At 57.3% G+C, this 22,427-nt stretch carries 22 protein-coding genes; 21 read left to right on the forward strand and 1 reads right to left on the reverse strand.

Annotated elements, in window-relative coordinates; translation table 11 throughout:
• Positions 1-154 precede the first annotated feature (154 nt).
• Positions 155-853, reverse strand: a complete 699-nt coding sequence (locus CCR82_RS05205) for a DUF3782 domain-containing protein (protein WP_242513273.1) — start codon at positions 851-853, stop codon at positions 155-157.
• Between the two features lie 99 nt (positions 854-952).
• Here CCR82_RS05205 and CCR82_RS05210 point away from each other — a divergent pair, with 99 nt between their 5' ends.
• From CCR82_RS05210 to CCR82_RS05315, 21 genes are all read left to right on the forward strand, one after another.
• Positions 953-1,450, forward strand: a complete 498-nt coding sequence (locus CCR82_RS05210) for a hypothetical protein (RefSeq protein ID WP_201244346.1) — start codon at positions 953-955, stop codon at positions 1,448-1,450.
• A 282-nt stretch (positions 1,451-1,732) separates the two neighbouring features.
• Complete coding sequence (locus tag CCR82_RS18895; protein ID WP_338073105.1) at positions 1,733-3,511, forward strand: flagellin N-terminal helical domain-containing protein; 1,779 nt, start codon at positions 1,733-1,735, stop codon at positions 3,509-3,511.
• Between the two features lie 113 nt (positions 3,512-3,624).
• The gene (locus CCR82_RS05225) at positions 3,625-7,419 is read left to right on the forward strand and encodes an O-linked N-acetylglucosamine transferase family protein (protein WP_201244347.1); all 3,795 of its coding nucleotides are present in this window, start codon (positions 3,625-3,627) and stop codon (positions 7,417-7,419) included.
• Positions 7,420-7,438: 19 nt separating this feature from the next.
• Positions 7,439-8,455: a hypothetical protein gene (locus CCR82_RS05230; protein WP_201244348.1), complete on the forward strand. Its 1,017-nt coding sequence runs from the start codon at positions 7,439-7,441 to the stop codon at positions 8,453-8,455.
• A gap of 52 nt (positions 8,456-8,507) precedes the next feature.
• The gene (locus CCR82_RS05235; RefSeq protein ID WP_201244349.1) at positions 8,508-8,651 is read left to right on the forward strand and encodes a hypothetical protein; all 144 of its coding nucleotides are present in this window, start codon (positions 8,508-8,510) and stop codon (positions 8,649-8,651) included.
• A 24-nt stretch (positions 8,652-8,675) separates the two neighbouring features.
• Complete coding sequence (locus CCR82_RS05240; RefSeq protein WP_201244350.1) at positions 8,676-10,577, forward strand: glycosyltransferase family 2 protein; 1,902 nt, start codon at positions 8,676-8,678, stop codon at positions 10,575-10,577.
• A 12-nt stretch (positions 10,578-10,589) separates the two neighbouring features.
• Positions 10,590-11,660: a hypothetical protein gene (locus CCR82_RS05245; protein ID WP_201244351.1), complete on the forward strand. Its 1,071-nt coding sequence runs from the start codon at positions 10,590-10,592 to the stop codon at positions 11,658-11,660.
• A gap of 112 nt (positions 11,661-11,772) precedes the next feature.
• Entirely contained in the window at positions 11,773-12,546 is a 774-nt protein-coding gene (gene rfbF / locus CCR82_RS05250) for a glucose-1-phosphate cytidylyltransferase (protein WP_201244352.1), read from the forward strand.
• A complete protein-coding gene (gene rfbG / locus CCR82_RS05255) occupies positions 12,528-13,607 on the forward strand; it encodes a CDP-glucose 4,6-dehydratase (protein ID WP_201244353.1) in 1,080 nt (359 codons plus the stop codon). The genes rfbF and rfbG overlap by 19 nt, the downstream gene beginning before the upstream one ends.
• 17 nt (positions 13,608-13,624) lie before the next feature.
• On the forward strand, positions 13,625-14,209 hold the full coding sequence (locus tag CCR82_RS05260; RefSeq protein ID WP_201244354.1) for a dTDP-4-dehydrorhamnose 3,5-epimerase family protein: 585 nt from the start codon (positions 13,625-13,627) through the stop codon (positions 14,207-14,209).
• 27 nt (positions 14,210-14,236) lie between these two features.
• The gene (locus CCR82_RS05265; protein ID WP_201244355.1) at positions 14,237-14,494 is read left to right on the forward strand and encodes a UPF0175 family protein; all 258 of its coding nucleotides are present in this window, start codon (positions 14,237-14,239) and stop codon (positions 14,492-14,494) included.
• Positions 14,494-14,982, forward strand: coding sequence for a PIN domain-containing protein (locus CCR82_RS05270; RefSeq protein ID WP_201244356.1), 489 nt, complete (start codon positions 14,494-14,496; stop codon positions 14,980-14,982). The genes CCR82_RS05265 and CCR82_RS05270 overlap by 1 nt, the downstream gene beginning before the upstream one ends.
• Positions 14,979-16,202, forward strand: a complete 1,224-nt coding sequence (locus tag CCR82_RS05275) for a class I SAM-dependent methyltransferase (protein WP_201244357.1) — start codon at positions 14,979-14,981, stop codon at positions 16,200-16,202. Before CCR82_RS05270 ends, CCR82_RS05275 begins: the two co-directional genes overlap by 4 nt.
• Before the next feature lie 26 nt (positions 16,203-16,228).
• Positions 16,229-16,471 (forward strand): hypothetical protein, encoded by a 243-nt coding sequence (locus CCR82_RS05280; RefSeq protein WP_201244358.1) that lies wholly within the window; start codon positions 16,229-16,231, stop codon positions 16,469-16,471.
• A complete protein-coding gene (locus tag CCR82_RS05285) occupies positions 16,468-16,683 on the forward strand; it encodes a DUF2283 domain-containing protein (protein ID WP_201244359.1) in 216 nt (71 codons plus the stop codon). Before CCR82_RS05280 ends, CCR82_RS05285 begins: the two co-directional genes overlap by 4 nt.
• A gap of 8 nt (positions 16,684-16,691) precedes the next feature.
• A complete protein-coding gene (locus tag CCR82_RS05290; RefSeq protein WP_201244360.1) occupies positions 16,692-17,801 on the forward strand; it encodes a DegT/DnrJ/EryC1/StrS family aminotransferase in 1,110 nt (369 codons plus the stop codon).
• Complete coding sequence (locus tag CCR82_RS05295; protein WP_201244361.1) at positions 17,798-18,688, forward strand: thiamine pyrophosphate-dependent dehydrogenase E1 component subunit alpha; 891 nt, start codon at positions 17,798-17,800, stop codon at positions 18,686-18,688. The genes CCR82_RS05290 and CCR82_RS05295 overlap by 4 nt, the downstream gene beginning before the upstream one ends.
• Complete coding sequence (locus CCR82_RS05300; RefSeq protein WP_201244362.1) at positions 18,685-19,695, forward strand: alpha-ketoacid dehydrogenase subunit beta; 1,011 nt, start codon at positions 18,685-18,687, stop codon at positions 19,693-19,695. The genes CCR82_RS05295 and CCR82_RS05300 overlap by 4 nt, the downstream gene beginning before the upstream one ends.
• On the forward strand, positions 19,695-20,825 hold the full coding sequence (locus CCR82_RS05305; RefSeq protein WP_201244363.1) for a biotin/lipoyl-containing protein: 1,131 nt from the start codon (positions 19,695-19,697) through the stop codon (positions 20,823-20,825). The genes CCR82_RS05300 and CCR82_RS05305 overlap by 1 nt, the downstream gene beginning before the upstream one ends.
• A complete protein-coding gene (locus tag CCR82_RS05310) occupies positions 20,815-21,576 on the forward strand; it encodes a TylF/MycF/NovP-related O-methyltransferase (RefSeq protein ID WP_201244364.1) in 762 nt (253 codons plus the stop codon). Before CCR82_RS05305 ends, CCR82_RS05310 begins: the two co-directional genes overlap by 11 nt.
• 50 nt (positions 21,577-21,626) lie before the next feature.
• On the forward strand, positions 21,627-22,406 hold the full coding sequence (locus tag CCR82_RS05315; protein ID WP_201244365.1) for a cephalosporin hydroxylase family protein: 780 nt from the start codon (positions 21,627-21,629) through the stop codon (positions 22,404-22,406).
• Positions 22,407-22,427: the final 21 nt, after the last annotated feature.

Here is a 22,427-nt window from a genome sequence, read left to right on the forward strand (position 1 = left end):
GAAGACCGACATGGACAAGCGTTTCGATGAGATGCTCAAGCGTCACGACACCCATTTTCTGTGGCTGATCGCCTTCATCGCCACGATGGCGGGACTGAGCATTACGGCGATTCGGTTTCTCTAAACCACTGAGCCAGTTGCACCTCGATCGCGACTACCAGTAACGCGGCTCAAAGCGCGCATCATTGCGGATCGTGATCCCATCACCGGATTGGGCGAGGACGAATAAGCCTTGCCGGTAGGCATAACGTCCGACATCGTCGGGCAGCACCATCGCTGCGACCGCGCCGAGGAGCCTGCAGCCGGCGTATTGGCCAAAACAGTCCTTGAACTGCGCCAGCCGTTCCAGATGCTCGCGCACGTCATCGACCCCGAGATAGGATTTGCATTCCACGGCGACCGCCACCTCGCTGTTGACCACCAGCAGATCGATCTCCATGCGCGGGCAGCCCTCGTCGTCGAACGCCAGCAGGTTGCTCAGGACTTGATGCACCGGCAACTGGCGCTCGCGCAGCAGCCGCACGACGGCGGGCTTGACCATGGCCTGGACGAAGTCGCCGAGTCGGTTGCCTTGCTCGCCGAGTTGGCGACCGATGGTATTCAGCAGCTTCTCGGTTTGCTGAAACCGGCGATCCGTGTCTTGAAACTTGCGGTCGGTCTCCTGAAACCGGCGATCCGTGTCTTGAAACTTGCGGTCGGTCTCCTGAAACCGACGATCCGTGTCTTGAAACTTGCGGTCGGTCTCTCGCGACTGCTCGCGCAGCTCGCCGATGAGTCGATCCGTCTCCTGAAACTTCCGATCAGTCTCCCTGAACAGCGCCCAAACGTCCTCGAGCGTGGTGGCCATGGTCATCTTGCCTCGATGTTGATGGGGGCAGTGTGGATGGGTTCAGTGTAGCAGCCGGTGTAGGATAACGGACCTTGCCCCGCAAGCCACACGGAGACACCCCCCATGGCCCTGGCCCAGGAAGACCTGCAACAAATCGGCGACTACGTCAAAGACCACATCAGCGACTGGATCGCCGAGCAAAGCCTTGGCAAACCGACCGTGGTCTACGAGATCGAACTGCGCGAGCGCATGGTGCGTGTTGAGGAAGAACTCAAGCACCAACGCGAGCTGATGCGCGAAGGGTTCGAGCAAGTCGACAAACGCTTGGATCTGATGAAAGCGGACATGGACAACCGCTTCGAGCAAGTCGACAAGCGCTTGGATCTGATGAAAGCCGACATGGACAAGCGCTTCGAGCAAGTCGACAAGCGCTTGGATCTCATGAAAGCCGACATGGAGAAGCGCTTCGAGCAAGTCGACAAGCGCTTCGAGCTGATGAAGACCGACATGGACAAGCGTTTCGATGAGATGCTCAAGCGTCACGACACCCATTTTCTGTGGCTGATCGCCTTCATCGCCACGATGGCGGGACTGAGCATTACGGCGATTCGGTTTCTCTAAACCGCGTCTTTGAGCCCGCTCAGCGGCCTCTTCGAGGTCGAGATCGCCTCCAGGGATCGCGTCTCGCCAAGCCGCCGTCGATCGCCTGGCGCGCCTGATCCAGGCCGATCCGAACAAGGCCCGCCTGGACCGACTCATCACCCGCTGGCTCGAGCACGGGCGCTCGCGCAGCCGCCGCGCGCCAGCCGGCTCGGCCCCGGTCGCCTGGCCCAAAAAAATTTCGCATCGACCCCTAAAGTTTCCCGGCGCGCGGCCGTTAACCTATAGCAACGGCCAACACCGGTGCCGTTGCGACAGGCCTCAGGCTCCCGCGCGGGCGCCACCGGCCTGACGCCATCACCACGTTACGGAAAGGAGCGACCCATGTCCGTCATTAACACCAACATCACCTCGCTGATCGCCCAGCAGAACCTGAACAAGAGTTCGAGTGAACTCACCACCGCGATGGAGCGTCTCTCCTCCGGTATGCGCATCAACAGCGCCAAGGATGACGCCGCCGGTCAGGCCATCGCCAACCGTTTCACCTCGCAGATCAACGGTCTCAACCAGGCCGTGCGCAACTCTAACGATGGTATCTCCATCGCGCAGACCACCGAGGGCTCGTTGAACCAGATCAACGACAACCTGCAGACCATCCGCACGTTGACTGTGCAGGCGCAAAACGGCACCAACTCCGAATCCGACCTGCAGTCCATCCAGGACGAGATCGGCCAGCGCCTCGCTGAGATCGACCGCATCTCCGCCGAGACCGACTTTAACGGCACGCGGGTCCTGGCCGAGGGTGCGGATTCGCTGCGCGTCCAGGTCGGCGCCAACGATGATCAGATCATCGATATCAATCTGACTCAGATTGATACCTCGACGCTCAACCTGAGCAGCTTCAATGTCGATGGCGTCGGCACTGCCAACACCTTGGCTAACGAAGATCAGGTGCTCGCGCGCGGCTTCGTGGCGCAGAACGACGCTGATGATTCCTACGTCAATGACTCCTTCAACGCCACGGCGAGCGTCGCCAACGGCGCTGTCGCCACGGCGGTGGCGCAGCTGGAAGATGGCGGCACCGTCGACGGAACCCTGGCGGGCGGTGGTAGTGCGACCTTTACCTACAATGCCAGCAGCGACAACTTCACCTACAGCGGCACTATCGCCAGCGGAACCGAATTGGCAAACCTGTCCGACAGCCTCACGCCGTCAGCAGGCGAGACCAACGCCCTGACCATCGAAGGGGCAAACGGTGATGTGCTCGATGTTAATGTCGATTCAGCCGGAAACATCACAGAATCAGGCAGCGGAGATCCGCTCTACTTCGATACAAGCACTGGTAACCTGACCGAGAACAACACCTCGGGGGCGACGCTCGCCAATATCGATGATGTTGTCACTTATCTGGGTAGTGCTGGTGCTACCGCCGGAGATATGACCATCCGCGATGGAACGACGAATTATGTTTCGGGGGGTGCTGCGAATACATTCGACGTCGAAAACGCCACCATCTCGCGCGAAGAGTTCGAAGCACGGATGGTAGAGCTCGATACCGGTCTCACTTTTGCATTCAACGTGGATGGTGAGACGGGCGGGCAAACCTATACGTTCGCCGCTGGTGTCCTACAAGACGGCGGTAACACCACATATATCTCTGGATTCGATCCCGAAAGCATCGAGACCGAAGCCACAGCGACTATCTTCCAGACCGATGAAGGCACCTTCACTGACGGCTCCGCCAATCAGGTCTATACCGATTCGTCCGGCGAGTTGACCTTTGACGAGGTGAGCGGTGCGACGGCGACTGAGGACCCGTTGGCGACCCTCGATGCCGCGCTCCAACAGGTCGATGACCTGCGATCCGAATTAGGCGCGGTGCAGAACCGCTTCTCGGATGCGATCTTCAATCTGGAGACCAACGCCTTGAACCTCTCCGATGCCCGGTCGCGCATCGAAGACGCCGACTATGCTAAGGAAGTCGCCGAGATGACCCGGGCGCAGATCCTGCAGCAGGCCGGTACCAGTGTCCTGGCACAAGCCAATCAGCTGCCGCAGAACGTCCTCTCGCTGCTGGGCTAAACCGGGGCTAACCCCTTGCTGACAGCCGCTCGCGGCTGAGTGTCGAGGCCCCCGCACTGGGGGCCTTTTTCGTTATAGACTAGGTGCGAAACGCCTTCCGACCGAGTCCTGTCATGCCATCCAGCTCTGCAGCCCGCATTCCCGCGAGCCAACGCCAGCAACTCGAACGCCAGTTGTACAAAGGCCAGCACCGACAGGCGGAACAACAGGCGCAGGCGCTGACGCGCCGTTATCCGCAAGACCCCGAAGGCTGGCATCTGCTCGCTCGGGCGCATTACGAACAGCAGCACCATGACGACGCGTTGACGGCGAGTCAGCGTGCCTGCGAACTCGACGGCGAGCAGCCGCGCGGCGCGCATCTGTTCCTACAAGGGCAGATCCAGTTTGAATTGCAGCAGTTCGAGGCGGCCGAACACTGTCTCGACGAAGCCGCCGAGCAGGATCCGGACAATGCCGAGATCCACTTGATGCGTAGTCATGTCTACTACGCCCAGCGGCGCGAGGATGAGACCATCGCGGCACTCGACCGAGCGATTGCGCTGAATCCGACCTCGAAGAAGATTCTCGGCATGCGTATCACGGTATTCTCACGCGCGCGGCGCTATGCCACCGTCATGCGTGAGTGTGAGGCGCTGATGGCGCTCAAGCCGGCCGAGGCGCTCTATTACAACCTTGTCGGCACCCGGTATCAGGATATCGGTGCCTTCGAGAAAGCCCGCGCCTATTACCGCGAGGCGCTGCGGCGCGACCCACGGGATTTCGGCGCCGCCTCCAACATCTTCGTCAACCTGCATTATGACCCGGGCGCCGATCCGCACACGATTCAGGAGGCCGTGCGCGACTGGGAGCGGCGCTTCCCGGTCGAGCCGCAGCCGCCGATCCCGGTTGACCGGAACCCCGCCCGCCGCCTGCGCATTGGCCTGATCTCTTCGGGACTCAACTCGCATCCGGTCGGCCACATGATCCTGCCGGGCATGCTCAATCTCAAGCGTGCCAATGTCGAGTGCTATTACTACACGCTCGATCGCAAGGAGGACTTCATCACCCGGCAGCTCATGCGTTCGGCGCGTTCCTGGAAGAATGTGATTCGGCATGACCACGACACCCTTGAGGCCCTGCTGCGCGAGGACCAACTCGACATCCTCATCGATCTATCCGGGCACAATGACGGCAACCGTTTGCCCGTCATCGCGCGCAAGCCAGCGCCACTGATCATGAAATGGGTCGGCGGGCAGATCGATACCATGGGACTGGAGGCGATCGACTATTTCCTCAGCGATGCCATCGAAACCCCACCGGGCACCGACGACTGGTATGTCGAGAAGCTCATTCGCCTGCCGGATGACTATATCTGCTATAGCACCCCGCCGTACGTCCCCGCGCAGGTCTTCCCAGACCTCAATGACCTGCCGGCCCTGCACAACGGCTATGTCACCCTTGGCTGTCTGAACAATCCGACCAAGCTCAACCCTGAGTTACTTGCCCAATGGGCGCGCCTGATGAATGCCTTGCCCGGCAGCCATCTGCTGCTCAAGGGCGGTCCCTACGAGGACGAGAGCTTCTGTCAGGGCGTCCGCGACACGCTCGCCGAGCATGGCATCACCGCCGATCGCATCGAGCTAGAAGGTCCAGCCAAGCACAAGGAATTCCTCCGCACCTATTGGCGTATCGACATCGCCCTCGACCCCTGGCCCTATTCCGGCGGCATGACCACCTGCGAGGCGCTGATGATGGGCGTGCCGGTGGTGACCCATCCCGGTCCCACCTTTGCCGGCCGCCATGCCGCGACCCATGTGACCAACGCCGGCTTCCCGGAATGGGTGTGCGAGAGTTGGGAGGCGTATCACGCGCGCGTGCTGGAGTTGGCCGGCGATCTCGACGCGCTCGCCGCTATCCGCCGCCGCCTGCGCCAACAAATAACGGCCTCACCGCTGTGTGACGGCAAGCGCTTCGCCGAGAACTTCGACGCCGCCCTGCGCGCGATCTGGCAGCGCTATTGCGAGGACAAAGCGCCGGCCGCACTGACCTTCGCCGCCCAGGGCGAGTGCCAATTCGAAGATGAAGCCGCGCCGGTCGAGCTTCAGCACCCGCGTTCCTATCTCACGCCCCGCATCCGCGCCGAACGCCGCTTCAACTGGCAACTCCCCGGCAAGCTGGTGGTGCTCGACAACCGCGCCAAGTTGCTACGCGAGGAGGGCATCGACGCGCTGCTCAAGCTCGATGCGTTCGGCATCGTCGCCTTCGATCCCGGCAGCCTGATCGAAAAACCTGAGCGCTTCGCCGACAGCGCCGACGTACAGCTGATTCCGCACGCGCTGCTCGGCGACGGTCAACCCGCCACCTTGCATGCCTGCCTGGACCCCGCGCTGAGCAGCACGCTCGAGCCGCTGCCCGCCGCGCAATTGCCGGCGAGCCAGCGCAAAGGCGTGCAAGTGCTGACCAAGCTGCCGATCAGCACCGTCGCGCTCAACAGCGTCGCTGGTCTGGAGAGTCTGGACTGGCTCATCCTCGATCATCTGAGCGATGCCAACGCCATCCTCGAGCACGGCGATCAAGCGCTGAAGGACAGCCTGCTGATCCAGGTGCGCATTGCTTTCCAACCCACGCACCAGCGCCAGCCCAATCTGGCCGAAGTGCAGCACTGGATGGCGCGCCATGGCTTTCGCTTCTACCGCTTTAACGACCTGAGCCACGAGACCTATTTGCCCGACCGAGAGGACTTGGTCAATCCGCAGCGCACCGAGCTGAGTAGCGCCGAGGCCCTATTCCTGCCCGACCAAGCCCGCATGGCCGCGCTCAGCGATGCCCAGCGCCTGAAGCTTGCATTCCTGCTGCATACGGTGTTCAACGTCAAGGATCTGACCTATACGCTGCTGGCCGAGGTGGACGCCGAAAAAGCCGAGGATTATCTCCTGGCGCAGGGCTTGGTGCGAGAAAGCCAAGACGATGCCATGGACGCAACACCGGCGCCGGATTCTTTGGATAACGACCTGCAAGCAGAGACGCTGCCGGAGGTGATCGATGAGGGGATCGATACAGACCTCGACCGAGCAGCCGAACGCCCGACAGCTCACGCGCCGCTGGTAGCGGATGAGCCGGTTGATGACGAGGTGATCTTCGTGGTCGGCTGTGGCCACACTGGCACCACGCTGATGGCCTGTATGCTGGGCGCGCATCCCGAGATTTATACCATCCAGCGCGAAACGAATTGGTTCCGGGATAATGCTGTACTTGATACGGAATATCCTATTGAGCGGGAGCAATGTGTACTAGAAGGCAAGACGCGTGTCTGCGAAAAAACCCCAAGACATGTCCACCATATTGCAGAGATCAAGCAGCGTTTCCCGAAAGCGAAATTTGTCGCGATGATTCGTGACAGCAAGGATGTCATCGCGTCATTTCAAAAAAGAGTCTCTCACCGTTCTGATGGATTTGAATTATCGCTCGGACGCTATCTCGGCGAAAACGACAGTCTACTAAGGCAATGTCCGAGTGAGTTCGTCACTGTGGTGCGTTACGAAGACCTGGTGACAGAGCCAGAGATGACCATGAGGCGGGTTTTGCATTTCCTGCAGCTTGACTATTCGCCAGATGTGCTCGAGTTCCACAAAAAAGATTACCATTGGGAAGGTATACACAATGCCCAACAAACCGATGGACAAGATGGCTACAAACATAACAGCCTAAGGGCATGGCAAATGCATCAGCCGATCCAAGATAACCGCGGGATATGGAAAGAAAAGCTCTCGAAAAAGCAGATCAAGATCGTCAATCAACAGTGCGGTCCAGTAGAGAAGAAGCTGAACGCCCTTGCCGCGAAAGAACGCGAGAAGCAAGATTATGGGCTCTATGGCGGGCGAGAAAAAGGGCCGGAGTGCGATGATGAAGACGAGTTCATCTTCGACTGAAAAACGGAAACGATCCAGAATGAAAAAGAAAGCGCTTTTACATATTGGATCGAACAAAACAGGAACAACATCGATACAAAGTGCCTTTCATGCCAACAAGGAAGCGCTAGAAAGACAAGGTTTTGTTTATCCTGGAAGCGAGGTCTGCCATCATAAGTTCTACTTTACCTCCAAGCAAGAAGAATCATGCTGGCCGCGGCAGTTCAAAGGTATCCCGTTCGATAAACTGCAACACACGGTTACGCAATATCTTGTCAGTATGGCGAATGACCTGAAAAGAGATCTTCCGTGTCATATCATATCCTCCGAATACCTGTTTCGATGCAGTGATGCCGAAAAAGTTAGCAATGTCATCGAGTTCCTTTCCGATTACGTGGATGAGATTGAAGTCTACGCCTTTGTTCGCTCGCCCGCGCCTTATTATAATTCACGCCAGCAGCAGGTCATCAAGGCTAGCCATCACATAATCCATCCAAACGCTTTTCGGTATGACTTCAAAGCTGTTATTGAGGCTTGGTCAACGCAGGCTAAGGTCAATGTCATCGGTTACGATAAAGGAGTTGATTCCTTGTCTCGCCTTGCCGAAGCAATGGGCGTCGACATCAGGGGCTTCAAGTTACCGCAAAAACAGAACGAATCGCTCGCGATTGAGCAAATGCTACTGCTGGAAAAGATTCAGCGTAACCTTTATCAGGAGCAAGACAATATCTTCAAGAATCATCTCGGGCTCGTTGGGCAAATCAAATCGCAGCAGGCAACCAAGCCAACCTTGAAACCAGGGGTTGCCGAGATCATCGAAAAAACGCATGAACAAGATTTGGCATGGCTCAAAACGAATTATGCGGTCGACTTTCTTGGGCAATCCAATAGCAACGCTAAAAAAGGTAAAAATAGAACGGCTGCCGCGGGTTTGCGAATACCACGACAACCAAGCATCCGCGATGTCTATATCGTGGATGAGGAAAAAGCGGCGTTATATGAATCGATGGTTCTTGATTTGTTGATGAAAAAGTTTGTCGAATTGAAGAAGGCTTGACCACCTGATGGGAACACCCTTACAAGCCTGATCGAAACCACAGGGCCTCATCATGCAGACCGCTCACCACTGGACCCTCGACTTGAACAACGGTCTCAAGGTCAACGTCCCGGCGGACCTCGACAACCCAGTCACCCTGACGCTGCTGGAGTACGAAGACTGGCCCGACCGGAGCAGCGCGGTTGATGGCCCCTGACTGATGCACCCCACGACACCCACCATGCCCGCCGCCCCCCTCTGGCCGCAAGCACTCAGCCGCTATCCCTTTGCCACCGCGCTGCTGCCCGCTTGGCGCGACGCCGCCGCCGAGCTGCCAGATGCCTACAGCGCCGCTCTCGATGCCGCCCTTATAGCCCTTGACACCGAGCGCCCGTTGGCCGAGCGCTATCAGCAGCTCTGCGCCAGCCGCGCCCGACTCGCCGAGCTGGCTGCTGCCGGGGATACGCACATCGCCACCGAGTTACTGCGCCTGCGGGTGTTGAGCGCCTTTGGCGAGCCGCGCGCAGCTCGGCAACGCTGTGACCAGCTGCTCGAGCAGCGCGAGCGGGCAACCCAAGCCACGCCGTCACCAGGCGAGCGCACAGCCCAGCCGCCCAGCGATCACCCGCAGGATCAGGTCGCTGCCCTGCGTGAACGACCCTTTCTGCCCAGTTGCGCCCCGTTCGATGACTACCCGCCCGAAGCCCATAAAGGCGACGACAGCGGCCCCAATCGTGATGAGCAGGCGACTGACCTCGGGGCCTGGCTGAACGCTATGCTGCTCGAGACCCACGCCCACTTAAACGCCAAGCGCCGCTACGCGCAGCCCCAATCTGAACTCGCACGCCTAGCTCAACGCCGCAAGCTGCCCTGCGCTAGCATTGAGGCTGAACGCATGCTGGCGCTGGCGGCACTGCGCCTTGGCAAGAAAGTCACGATTAAGCCAAGCGGGCAATTGGTAGCAGAAAGCAACAATCCTCGCTTGTGGATTCGACTGGGCGATGCTAGTGAAAGTACCTCATCTGTTAGTGAATTAGATGAAAAACCGATAACACGACTGTATGTTCCTGAAAAAGATGGCGGGCGAGAAGAATCTGGATTTTTAGGTCTAAAGCCCATCACTCGCGAATTATCAATCTCTGACTATGCCCGCAAAAGAATAGACTCAATTCCTGTTGCGATTTATATTCCTACCTATAACATGGGCGCATCTGTAGCCAAGACAATACATTCTGCTTTAGCGCAAACGCATAATAACATAACGGTTTATTGTTTCGACAATGCTTCAGATGATAACACTAAAGAAGAGTGTGCTAAATTTTTAGATCATGGTAATTTTATTTATTATCAACATTCTGAAAACATTGGTGCCTATGAAAATTTCAAATGCCTTTATAGGGTTTCAGATGAGCCTTGGTACATGTTCTTGGCTGCAGACGATTTGATTTCTGAAGACTACGTTGAGAAATGCCTGTCCTTTTCTGTAAAAAACCATGCAACAATTGTTGGAGGAAAAGTGCAAAACATGGTAAACAATAAATTATATGGCACTGAGTCAGCATTTTTTTTGGAATCAGATGACGGTTTTAATCGGCTTTTAGATTTCTTGAAAATAAAAAACTCGAACGCGTTGTTTTACGGTTTGCGCTATAGGATTGGTCTTGCTTTCGATGATATTACTCCTGGTTCAGATTGGATGGATACTTACTATCATGTGGTATCCGGGAGGGCGGCGGTAATTAAAAGTACAGAGATCAAAAGGGACGTTACAAAATGGGTAAAAAATTGGGACAATGACCCGTATAAGTCAAAGATGAAGATGCAGGGCCTGGTCGATCTTGGGTATACTCAAGAAATGATAGAAAATCATAAAGTATTTATGAGTTTTGAGTTGTTATATAAAATCCAACAGGCAATATTCAAAGCTGGCGTTTACGAGTGGCAGCCCTATATTGTCGCAATATATGCGTCATCTCTTCGGCAAAAAAAAGATAACCAAGAGAATGTAAAAAAACTGACCGATTTCTTAAAGAATATTTATTTTGTCGCAAAAAGTAGCAACTACTTTCATATTCAAAAAATTCAAAGGTTCGTTCGCGATTTCGTTTCCTGGCTTCAGGAAAAAGGCTTTGAGTGTCGGTAACAGTGCATTTTTATGAAAACCTTTTTAGTTCATATTGGTGCAGGAAAAGCTGGCTCTTCAGCTATCCAATCTTTTTTATCTTGTAATCGTTCGAAGTTAGCATCGTCTGGTTTTCATATTGACGTTCCTGGCGATTGTCAAGACGTCTTCAGGGTACTAATAAGCCCGTATGCAGAAATCGCTCATCCAGTTGAAGCCAAAATTTTCGAGCATCCACCTCTTAGGAGACAGATCTATCATAATCTAGACTCAAGAGACGTGCTAAACCGATGGCGCCAAAATCTGAGTAAATATCGTAATAAAAATATTATAATCAGTAACGAAGGCTTTTTTCATTCACATCCTGAACGCAATGGGATGGCAATGGATATGCTTCGTTTTATTTACGAGCCGTTCGCTGATACACATAAGCTAAAAATCCTTATCTATTTTAGGCGTCAAGATGAAACTCTTCACTCTCTATACCAACAATGGTGCAAAGGTGATTGTTTTCATGTTCCTTTCTCGGAGTTCAAAACAATTTATCCGCCTTTTAGAGAAAATCGTGCGGTAGGGCCAACATTGGATTATTCATGCTTGAAAAAGGAGATTATAAAATGGCTTGATGTTTTTGATATAGAGGTTCTTGTGAGGTCATATGATCAAGTGAAAACTGGTGTTGGGCTCATATCTGATTTCAAAGATGCCGCGAATATTACGGATATTAAACTCAAAGAAGAAACCAAGAAAGTGAATCAAGGAATCAATGCCTGGGGGGCAAGAATGCTAGCTCTAGGTAGTTCTTTCGATCCTCCAGATCGAGAAGTTTGGGGCGGTATTGTTCATAATGACCCTAGAGCTAAGATTCGCGGAAAGAAATTTTCTTTTCTCTCTTCAGAAGAGAGAAAAGAAGTAATGCAATATTATTACGCCTCAAACAAATTCTTGTTTGGTTTTGATGAAGAGGAGATGTCGTATGTTTTTGGTGAAACCGAAGCTACTGATTTTCTGTCAATAATTAGTGACGCCGAGCTCTGTGGCTATCTTGCTATTAAACTTGTTGAGTTAAAAAGAGGCATAGATAGGTCAAGAGGACATCACTGACGTTTTTCTAAGCATGCTAACGCTTGCTCCACCTAGGTTAGAGTGTAATGACGAAAGCAGTTCGATACGAAAAAGGCAGTGAGATGATAATTTTGAAGTTTCAGGGGGCTCGATGAAGTGTGTCCTTTTGGCCGGAGGTGTCGGGACTCGGATTTCCGAAGAGACACACCTCAAACCCAAGCCAATGGTTGAGGTGGGCGGCAGACCCATCCTTTGGCATATCATGAAACTCTATTCCGCTCACGGGGTGAATCACTTCGTGATCTGCTGTGGCTATAAAGGTTACATGATCAAGGAATATTTCGCTAACTATTTCCTGCACATGTCAGACGTCACCTTTGATATGATGACCAATGCCATGGAAGTGCATCATAAACATGCCGAGCCTTGGCGTGTCACGCTCGTCGATACCGGTGAAGACACGCTCACTGGTGGACGTTTACGGCGAGCACGCGAGTACATTGATCAGGATGAGGCCTTCTGCTTCACCTACGGCGATGGCCTTAGCGATGTCGATATTGCCGCACTGATCCGTTTCCACAGATCCCATGGGAAGCTCGCAACCGTGACAGCCGTCCAGCCGCCAGGTCGATACGGTGCACTGCAATGCAACGGTCGACAGGTGACTGGCTTCAGCGAAAAGCCCCGAGGTGATGGGGGGCTGATCAACGGTGGATTCTTCGTGCTTTCGCCGCGCTGTCTCGATCTGATCGATGGAGATCAGGCCTCCTGGGAGAGTCGGCCACTCGAAGCGCTCGCCAGCGATGGCCAACTCATGGCCTTTGAGCATCACGGATTCTGGCAGCCGATGGACACCTTGCGAGACAAGAACCATCTTGAGTCATTGTGGGAGCAGGGGAGAGCGCCATGGAGGATCTGGGAGTAGCCTTCTGGTCCGGCAAACGGGTCTTGCTCAGCGGCCATACCGGATTCAAAGGCGGTTGGCTTGCGCTCTGGCTGCATCAGCTGGGCGCGCGGGTGACTGGCATCGGGCTCGCGCCAACGACGGAACCAAACCTCTATCAATTCGCCGGGATCGCGGACTTCTGCGAAAGCCATCTCCAGGACATCCGAGATGCCGAGGCCTTGGCTGATGTAGTGCGTCTTGCCGACCCGCAGATCGTCTTCCATCTCGCCGCGCAGCCGCTAGTGCGTGCGAGCTACCGTGATCCCCTCGGCACCTTCGCGACTAATGTTCAAGGGACCGTCAATCTGCTTGATGCGCTGCGCAGTCTTCAAAGCCTGCGTGTCGTCGTGGCCATCACAACTGATAAAGTCTATCAAAACAACGAACAGCCCTTTCCGTACCGCGAGACGGACCCACTCGGTGGGCATGATCCGTACAGCGCAAGCAAGGCGGCGGCGGAGCTGGTGATCGCCAGTTACCGTGCGGCATTCCTCAGCGAGCAGGGCGTTGCCATCGCCACGGCCCGCGCGGGCAACGTCATCGGTGGGGGTGACTGGTCAGAAGACCGCCTGATCCCCGACGCCGTGCGCGCTTGGAGCAGTGAGACCCCGTTGCAGGTTCGCCGCCCAGAGGCCACCCGCCCCTGGCAACATGTCCTCGAGCCCCTGAACGGTTACCTCCGGCTCGCCGAACAACTCTGGCACCAACCTGCACTCGCCGGCGCCTACAACTTCGGGCCAGAGACGCATGAAGCAGCCAGCGTCCGCCAGGTCATCAGCCAAGCCCGTGACCTGTTCCAGCGCGGGGAGATCCACTGGGAAGACGGCACCCAAGGACCGCATGAAGCCGGTTGGCTGGCGTTGGAGATCGCCAAGGCGCGGCAGTGCCTTGGCGTGCATCCCCGCTGGACGCTCCAAGAGAGTCTTCAGCGCACCATGAGCTGGTATCGCCGGCAAGCCAATGGCGAATCAGCAGCCGAGCTGTGTGCGCAGGATATCGCTGCTTTTCAGGTGGCGGCATCCAGCCGCTGCAACGCATAACGGATTGCTGTTCCACTATGTCGCGTTTCAGCATCCACCCAACAGCGATTCAGGGGCTGAGCCTCATCCAACGCCACCCCATCGGCGATGAGCGCGGCTACCTCGAGCGCCTGTTCTGCACCCAAGAGCTGCAAGCCATCATCGGCCAGCGGATGATCATGCAGATCAACCACACCCTCACCGCCAAGGCCGGCACCGTCCGCGGCCTGCACTTTCAGCACCCGCCGCACGCCGAGATGAAACTGGTCAGCTGCCTGCGCGGCGAGGTCTTTGACGTTGCCATCGACCTACGCCAAGACTCGCCAACCTTCCTACAGTGGCACGCCGAGCGCCTCAGCGCCGACAACCACCGCACCCTGGCCATCCCCGAAGGCTTCGCCCACGGTTTTCAGACACTCACGGCCGACTGCGAACTGCTCTACCTGCACACCGCCGCCTACCAGCCGGATGCTGAAGACGGCCTGAATGCCCTGGACCCGGCGCTGGCCATCCCTTGGCCGCTGCCAGTCAGCGAACGATCCGCCCGCGATGTCGCGTTGCCGATGTTGTCCAATCTTGCGCTCGGTGCCACTCGGAAAACCGACGACAAGCCAGCAAATTGATTGATCCAAAGCAGGGGCTAGGTGCTGATGACACCAAACACAATAGAAATCACTTGTCCGCCGGAACTGATGCTGAGTTTGCACATGAACTCAAGAGAGCTGTCCCAGCGCGTCCAGCGTGATGCCGCCATCGCGTTATTTCGTGAAGGGCGTCTGTCTTCCGGCATGGCTGCCCAGTGGCTCGGTATCCCGCGCGCTCACTTCCTCATGATGGCGATGGCGGCTGGCGCAGAACTGCTGGAAGACACTGACGAAGACTTTCAGCGTGAAACGGCATTGTTGTAATGGTGTTCTGCAACACAACTCCGTTCATTGCGCTCGCCTCCATCGGACGGCTTGAACTCTTGTCGCAGGTGGTTGGCGACATTTCTGTGGCGGAGGCGGTGGCTGAGGAATGCGCTGAGGGTGGGCCGATCTCGGTACCGCCCTTGCGCGACTTATCGTGGGTGACAGTACATCCTGACCTTCCACCCAGGGAATGGACAGCCGTTTTGGATTTGGATCGGGGCGAGCAGCAAACCTTGCTGCTTGCACGGCATTATGCGAGTGAGCTTGTGATCATCGACGAGCGTCGGGCACGAACCATTGGTGAATACCTAGGGCTGCGTATTACAGGTACGCTCGGGATCCTCGCGAAAGCAAAGACCGACGGCTTACTTCCCTCGTTTCGGGAGGCGGCAGCGGCGATGCAAGCCCAGGGCGTGTATTACAGCCAAGGCCTGATCGATCGCCTGGCAGAACGGCTCGGCGAAAACAACAGGAAGCATCCATGAACTGCCGCCACTGCCAAACCCCGCTGCGCCACGTCTTCCTCGACCTCGGCTACGCACCCCCGTCCAACGCCTATCTCAGCGCCGACGACCTCAAGCGCCCGGAAACCAGCTATCCGCTCAAGCTCTACGTCTGCGATCACTGCTGGCTGGTCCAAACCCAAGATTTCGTTGCCGCCGACGCGCTTTTCACCAGCGACTACGCCTACTTCTCCTCCACCTCCACCGGCTGGCTCCAGCACGCCGCCGGCTACAGCGCCATGATCAGCCAGCGCCTCGGCCTCAACGCCGACAGCCTGGTCATCGAAGTCGCTGCCAACGACGGCTACCTGCTGCGCAATTTCGTCCAAGCCGGCATCCCCTGTCTCGGCATCGAACCCACCGACGCCACCGCAGCCGCTGCCGAAGCCAAGGGCATCCCCATCCTGCGTCAGTTCTTCGGTACCGCCCTCGGCCAGGAGCTTGCCGCCCAAGGCCGCCAAGCCGACCTCATTATCGGCAACAACGTCTACGCCCACGTACCAGACATCAACGACTTCACCGCCGGCCTCAAGGCCGCGCTCAAGCCCAACGGCACCGTCACCCTCGAGTTCCCACACCTGCTGCAGCTGATCGCCCACAACCAGTTCGACACCGTCTACCACGAGCACTTCTCCTACCTCTCACTGCACGCGGTCCAGCGCATCCTCCAAGCCCAGGCGCTGCGCCTCTGGGATGTCGAGCAACTGCCCACCCACGGCGGCAGCCTGCGCCTCTATGCCATCCACGCCGACGACCCGCGCCCCACCACGGCAGCGGTCGCCGAGCTGCTCGCCACCGAACAGACCCAAGGCCTGCGGGATCTCGCCACCTATCAGGCCTTCCAACCGCGCGCCAACCGCGTCAAGAACGACCTGCTCGCGCACCTGATCGAACAACAACGCGCTGGCCGCCGCATCGCCGCCTACGGCGCCGCCGCCAAGGGCAACACCCTGCTCAACTACGCCGGCATCAAGCCCGACCTGCTACCCTATGTTTGTGATGCTGCACCGGCCAAGCAGGGCAAATACCTGCCCGGCAGCCACATCCCGATCCGCCCGCCCGCAGCGCTGCGCGATGAGCTACCGGACGAGGTGCTGATCCTGCCCTGGAACATTGCTGAGGAGGTCAAGGCGCAGTTGGCTGATTTCGCCGAGCAGGGCACCCGATTTGTCACTGCGGTGCCTGGGCTTCGCATCCACTAGCAAGGTGACAGGTGATTGAAACCTCAATGTCAGCACTGCCCGTCACGGATTATTTTTGCGACGATGTGCTGGTCAAGCGGCCTTACATCCAGCGCGAATGGTGCGAAGCGGCTGTCCGCAACCCCATCCGCCGCGAAGTGCAGGCGGACGATGGACGTATTCGGCACTGGATTTGGGTCGATGCGTTACAGCGTTACCTGCGGGTGGTGACCCTGGCGGATGGTCAGACGATCCACAACGCTTTTCCAGATCGGAGATTTCGGCCATGAAGCTCAACTATGACGCAGCGACGGATTCACTCTACATTCATCTGAGCGAGCGGGCCTCTGTCGATTCCGACGAGATCGCCAATGGCGTGGTGTTGGATTACGACGCCGAGGGTGCCCTCGTCGGCATCGATATTCAACACGCCAGCCGCCAGGCCGACCTGGCCAAGCTCTCGGTCAACCGACTGCCGCTGATGCAGCTTGAGGCAGCATGAGGCGCTGAATGAAACCCCGCATCCCCTACACCCAACCCTCCATCACCGAGCTGGAGGTCCGCTACGCCACCGACGCCGCCGCCAACGGCTGGGGTGAGCGCTGCTACGACTACATCCACCGCTTCGAAGACACCTTCAAAGCCCACCTGGGTGTTGACTACGCCATCGCCACCTCCAGCTGCACCGGCGCCCTGCACATGGGGATGGCCGCGCTCGGCATCGGCCCCGGCGACGAGGTCATCCTCGCCGACACCAACTGGATCGCCACCGCCGCGCCCATCGTCCATCTTGGCGCCAAACCCGTCTTCGTCGACATCCTCGCAGACAGCTGGTGTCTCGATCCCGATCGGGTCGAACAGGCCATCACGCCCAAGACCAAGGCGATTGTCGCCGTCCACCTCTACGGCAACCTCTGCGACATGGACCGCCTGCTCGCCATCGGCGAGCGCCACGGCATCCCGGTCATCGAAGACGCCGCCGAGGCCATCGGCTCGGTCTATCACGGCCAGCGCGCAGGCTCCATGGGCCGCATCGGCGCCTTCTCCTTCCATGGCACCAAGACCCTGACCACCGGCGAGGGCGGTATTTTCGTCACCAACGACGCCGAGCTTTACGAGCGCGTGCTGACCCTGAGCAACCACGGTCGCGCGCGCGGTCAGACCAAACAGTTCTGGCCTGACCTGGTCGGGTTCAAATACAAGATGTCCAACATCCAGGCCGCGATTGGCTGCGCGCAGATGGAGCGTATCGAAGAGCTGATCGTCAGGAAGCGTGGGATTTTAGCGGCTTATAAGAATGGGCTGTCATCTCTGGATTACTTATATATGAATCATGAGCCAGAAGGGATCATTAATGGAGCTTGGATGCCAACCGTCGTGTTCGACCCGTCTTCTGGTATAACACGGGAAAAATTGCAAGCGGCATTTTCCCTCGAGAACATTGATGCAAGGGTGTTTTTTTGGCCACTATCTAGCCTACCGCCCTTTGACGATAAGTGTTTTGAATCCCTGGCTAGTTCTATAGCTGATCGGGCAGTCAATCTGCCCAGCTACCATGAAATGACCCATGAAGACATTCAGAGAGTGTGCGATGCCATTATCGCACTGGGCACTAAATGAGCTTCGCTGAGAAAATCCAGCCCGCAGAGCTTTGTCGACGGATGATTCTCATCCGTTACGTTGAGCAGTCGCTTTTGAGGCTGTACGCCCAGGGCCTGATGGGCGGAACAGTGCATACCTGTATTGGCCAGGAGGGTTGTGCGGTAGGTGTAGTCTCGGCCATCGACCGGCAACGTGACATGCTGTTCTCTAACCACCGTGGTCACGGTCACTACCTCGCCTACTGCGGAGACATCCACGGGTTGATCGCCGAAATCATGGGGCTGCCAATCGGGGTGTGCGGTGGAATGGGCGGCAGTCAGCATATTCAGCGGGAGAACTTCTACACCAACGGGATACAGGGCGCGGGTGTGCCCATCGCCGTGGGAATGGGGCTAGCCGAGCGGTTTAAGGGAACCGGCGCGGTCTCGCTAGCCTTCCTCGGCGACGGCACCTTCGGCGAAGGGGCGGTCTACGAGGCGATGAACCTGGCGGCCCTCTGGTCGGCGCCGACGCTGTTCGTTGTTGAGCACAACGGTTACGCTCAATCCACCCCTAGCTCGCTCCAGCACGCTGGTGATTTGAGCCGTCGGGCAGAGCCCTTCGGCATCCCGGTGACGCGGACGGAAGGTGCGGATGTCATCGCGGTTTTTGAGGTGGCAAATCGACTTCTCGGGCAGATTCGCGCGGGCAAGGGACCACGGTTGCTGTTCCTAGACACCCACCGCTTCGCTCCCCACAGCAAGGGAGATGACTTCCGCGACCGCGAGGAGCTTGAGCGGATAAACCGCGAGTGTGATCCAATCCAACGGTTGGCTGCACAGATCGGGGCGGATACATACGAACAAGTGCGCAAAGCTGCCGAGATAGAGGTGGACATCGTGCTCCAGGAGTTAGGTGTGCAATGAACACGGAAAGCTATCTCGATTCGATCCGCCGGGGGTTGCGCGGGGCGATGGAGTCTGACGAACGGGTCTACCTGATCGGCGAAGATCTACTCGACCCTTACGGTGGTGCATTTAAGGTTTCCAAGGGGCTTTCCACCGAATTCCCGAAGCGGGTGCTGACGACGCCCATCAGCGAGTCGGCGATTACCGGTTTGGCTACTGGCATGGCGATTCGTGGGTTACGGCCGGTGGTGGAAATCATGTTTGGTGATTTCCTCACTCTCTGTACGGATCAGCTGGTCAACAGTGCTACCAAGTTTCCGCTGATGTATCGGGATAAAGTCCGAGTACCATTGGTGCTTCGCACACCGATGGGCGGAGGGCGTGGTTACGGCCCGACCCATAGCCAGAGCATCGAGAAGATGTTTCTCGGAGTGCCGGGGCTGACAGTGGTCTCTCCAAGTCTGGCTCACGATCCAGGGACGCTACTCAAGCGAACGATTCTGGAGAGCGAGCGCCCGGTGCTTTGGGTGGAGTACAAGTCGCTTTATCCCAAGCAGTTGCTCAATGGGGGCGACGAATTGCGGATCTGGCAAGTCGAGGGAGAGGATGGCTACCCGCTGGCAGTAGTGGAAAACTTTTCCGGTTCTGACCCGGATGTCGTGGTGATCGCCTATGGAGGGGCCTCTGTACCGCTGTTTGAGTCGATGCGGCGTTTGATCCCAGAGGAGATCCGAGTGCGCGGGCTGCTGCCTTCGCGCCTCGACACACGGACAAAGACGCCTTGGTGGTTCTCCGAAATCACAGGTCGAGAACCCATCATAGTGGCTGAACACGGCACACGAGGATTTACCTGGGGGAGCGAGATCGCGGCGGAACTCAACTTAACGTTTTTCGGTCGCTTGGTTGCGCCGGTGAGGCGCCTAGCTGACGCGGATAACGTGGTGCCAGCAGGACGAGGGCTTGAGAGGGAGGTGCTGCTCAACGAGGAGCAACTGATCAAGGCAATAGTCGAGAGCATAACGTGATGAAAAGCCTGAATACGCCTTTCCTCGGGGCCAACGACGATGAGGCGACTTTTAATGGTTGGTTAGTGGCAGCGGGCTCTAGAGTTGAGGCGGGGATGTTGGTAGCCACCGTTGAGACCACCAAAGCGGTCCTTGACGTTGAGGCTGAGTACGATGGCATTCTCCATCCACTCGTGGAACGTGGTGCCCGCGTAGTTCCCGGACAGCCCCTGGCAATTCTTGCCGGCGAGCCTATCGATGACCTACAGGCTGCTTTAGCTGCGCTCAGTGCCGAGGCGGATGCAAACATCCCATTTGAAGTAAGAGTGACCAAAAAGGCGGAGATCCTAATGCGCCGCCACGGAATCGTTCTTGAGCAGTTAGGCGCGGATACGTCGGTGGTGGACGAGGCGGCGGTCTCTCAATTCGTGGAGCAACGGGCGGTAAATGAGCGTAGGCTCGGCATCGGGCATCTCCAGCGGGTCGGTGTGATTGGCGGCGTGGGCGGTGGCGGGGCGATGATCGTTATCGATAGTTTGCTGCGCTCCTACTCTCAACAGCCGGTGTGTGTTTTCGAGCGCGATAAGGTGTGGCATGGGCGAACGGTGCTAGGGGTGCCGGTGATCGGTAGTCTAGAAGCTCTTTCTGGGATGCTAGAGCGAGAGGAGTTGGATGCAGTGGTGATTGCTTTTAACCGCGATCTAGGCGAGCGGGCATCTCTGTTCGAGCGGCTGACGGGAGAGGGGGTTCCCTTCTGTAATGTGATCGATGCACGGGCAGATTTGCGGAGTTTGGTAACGGTAGGAAACGGTAACGTGATCCTTGCCAATGTCTACCTCGGAGCGGGTACTCGTGTCGGCGACAACAACTTTATCAGCGCTAACGTCTTTCTGGAGCACGGCAACCAGCTGGGCAACGCCAACGCCTTCGGGCCGGGGGTTTTCACCTCCGGCAACGTCACCATCGGCGATCGGGTGCGCTTCGCTACCGGAATCTTCGTGGAGCCGGGGATCACCATCGGCGATGGGGCAGTGATCGCCTCAGGTTCCGTGTTGACCGTCGACGTGCCGGCGAGCACCACCGTCAAGGCCGGCCGGCGCGCAGTTGCAAGGGCAACGGCTTCAACACAGGAAAATCGTTATGAATCGTGATCGGCTGAGCAACGCTGCTACTCAGACTGACCGGGACCAGCAGTTCGCCGGCGAAGCAGGGGTTTACTTCGAGCAGTCAAGCGGGAGTATTCTCGAGAAGCTGAACGATTTCCCCCGTTTTGTCTCCCGCCAGTCGTTGAGTTTGTTTTTAGCGAAGCATGAGTTGTTCAAGCGCGTTATGGAGGTTCATGGCAGCGTCGTCGAGTGCGGCGTCTTTGCTGGCGGCGGGCTCTTCACCTGGGCACAGCTGAGCGCTATCTATGAGCCCTACAACCACGGGCGGCGAGTGCTCGGCTTTGACTCGTTCAATGGATTTCCCAGCTTATCGCCGGAGGATGGTGAAGCGGAACAGGATCAGCATCGCCGAGTAGGTGGCTACTGCTTCGATCGAATCGACGAACTCCAGGCTGGAGCGGCATTGCAGGATCTCAATCGGCCTATCGGCCACATTCCTAGGATCGAATTGGTGGCTGGCGACGCGGCGGAAACCATACCTCGTTATGTGGAGCAGAATCCTCACTTGGTGGTTTCACTGCTATACCTTGATTTCGACCTGTTTGAGCCTACAGTGGCGGCGCTGAGCACGCTGTTGCCTCGGATGCCCAGGGGAGCCGTGATCGGTTTCGACGAGTTGAACCAGAAACAGTGGCCTGGTGAAACCCGTGCAGTGATGGAGGTCGTGGGTATTGATAAACTGAGAATTCGGCGCTTCCCGTTTACACCGGGGCTCTCCTACGCGGTGATCGAGTAGCAGACTGCATTCAATCAGTCCACAGGTCTATGGTTGAAGGATCGTTATAAATGAACCCATCCGAAGAATTTCTGCGCGAGGTCACTGAGAATGTCGAGGGGCAGGGAACGGACGTTGCATTGAATGCACTGTCGCGCGATTGGCTAATCAAGTCGGCACCCAATAAGTATTCCTACAACTTCTTCTGGCAAGGCCGCCCGATTATCCAATATCCCCAAGACATCGTCGCGATGCAGGAACTCATCTGGCAGATCAAGCCAGACCTGATCATCGAAACCGGCATCGCCCACGGCGGCTCGCTCATCTTCAGCGCCTCTATGCTCACCCTGCTGGACTACTGCGACGCCGCCGAGCAGGGCAAGACGCTCGACCCCAAGCGCCCCGATCGCCAAGTCATCGGCCTCGACATCGACATCCGCGCCCACAACCGCGCCGCCATCGAAGCCCACCCCATGGCCAGCCGCATCCAGCTGATCCGTGGCTCCTCCATCGACCCCGAGATCATCGCCCGCGTGCACGCCATGACCGACGGCCACCAGCGTACCCTCGTCTGCCTGGACTCCAACCACACCCACGAGCACGTCCTCGCCGAGCTCGAAGCCTACGCCCCGCTGGTCACCCCCGGCAGCTACTGCGTCGTCTTCGACACCATTATCGAAGACCTGCCCGCCGACATGTTCCCCAACCGCCCTTGGGGACCGGGCGACAACCCCAAGACCGCCGTGCACCAGTACCTCAAGACCCACCCGGAGTTCGAGATCGACAAACAGATCGACCACAAGCTGCTGATCAGCGTGGCGCCAGATGGGTATCTGCAGCGGGTCAGATAAAGGTCGGCCATGCAAGTCGTC

The sequence above is a fragment of the Halochromatium salexigens genome (genome assembly GCF_016653295.1).
Taxonomy (GTDB): Bacteria; Pseudomonadota; Gammaproteobacteria; order Chromatiales; family Chromatiaceae; genus Lamprobacter; species Lamprobacter salexigens.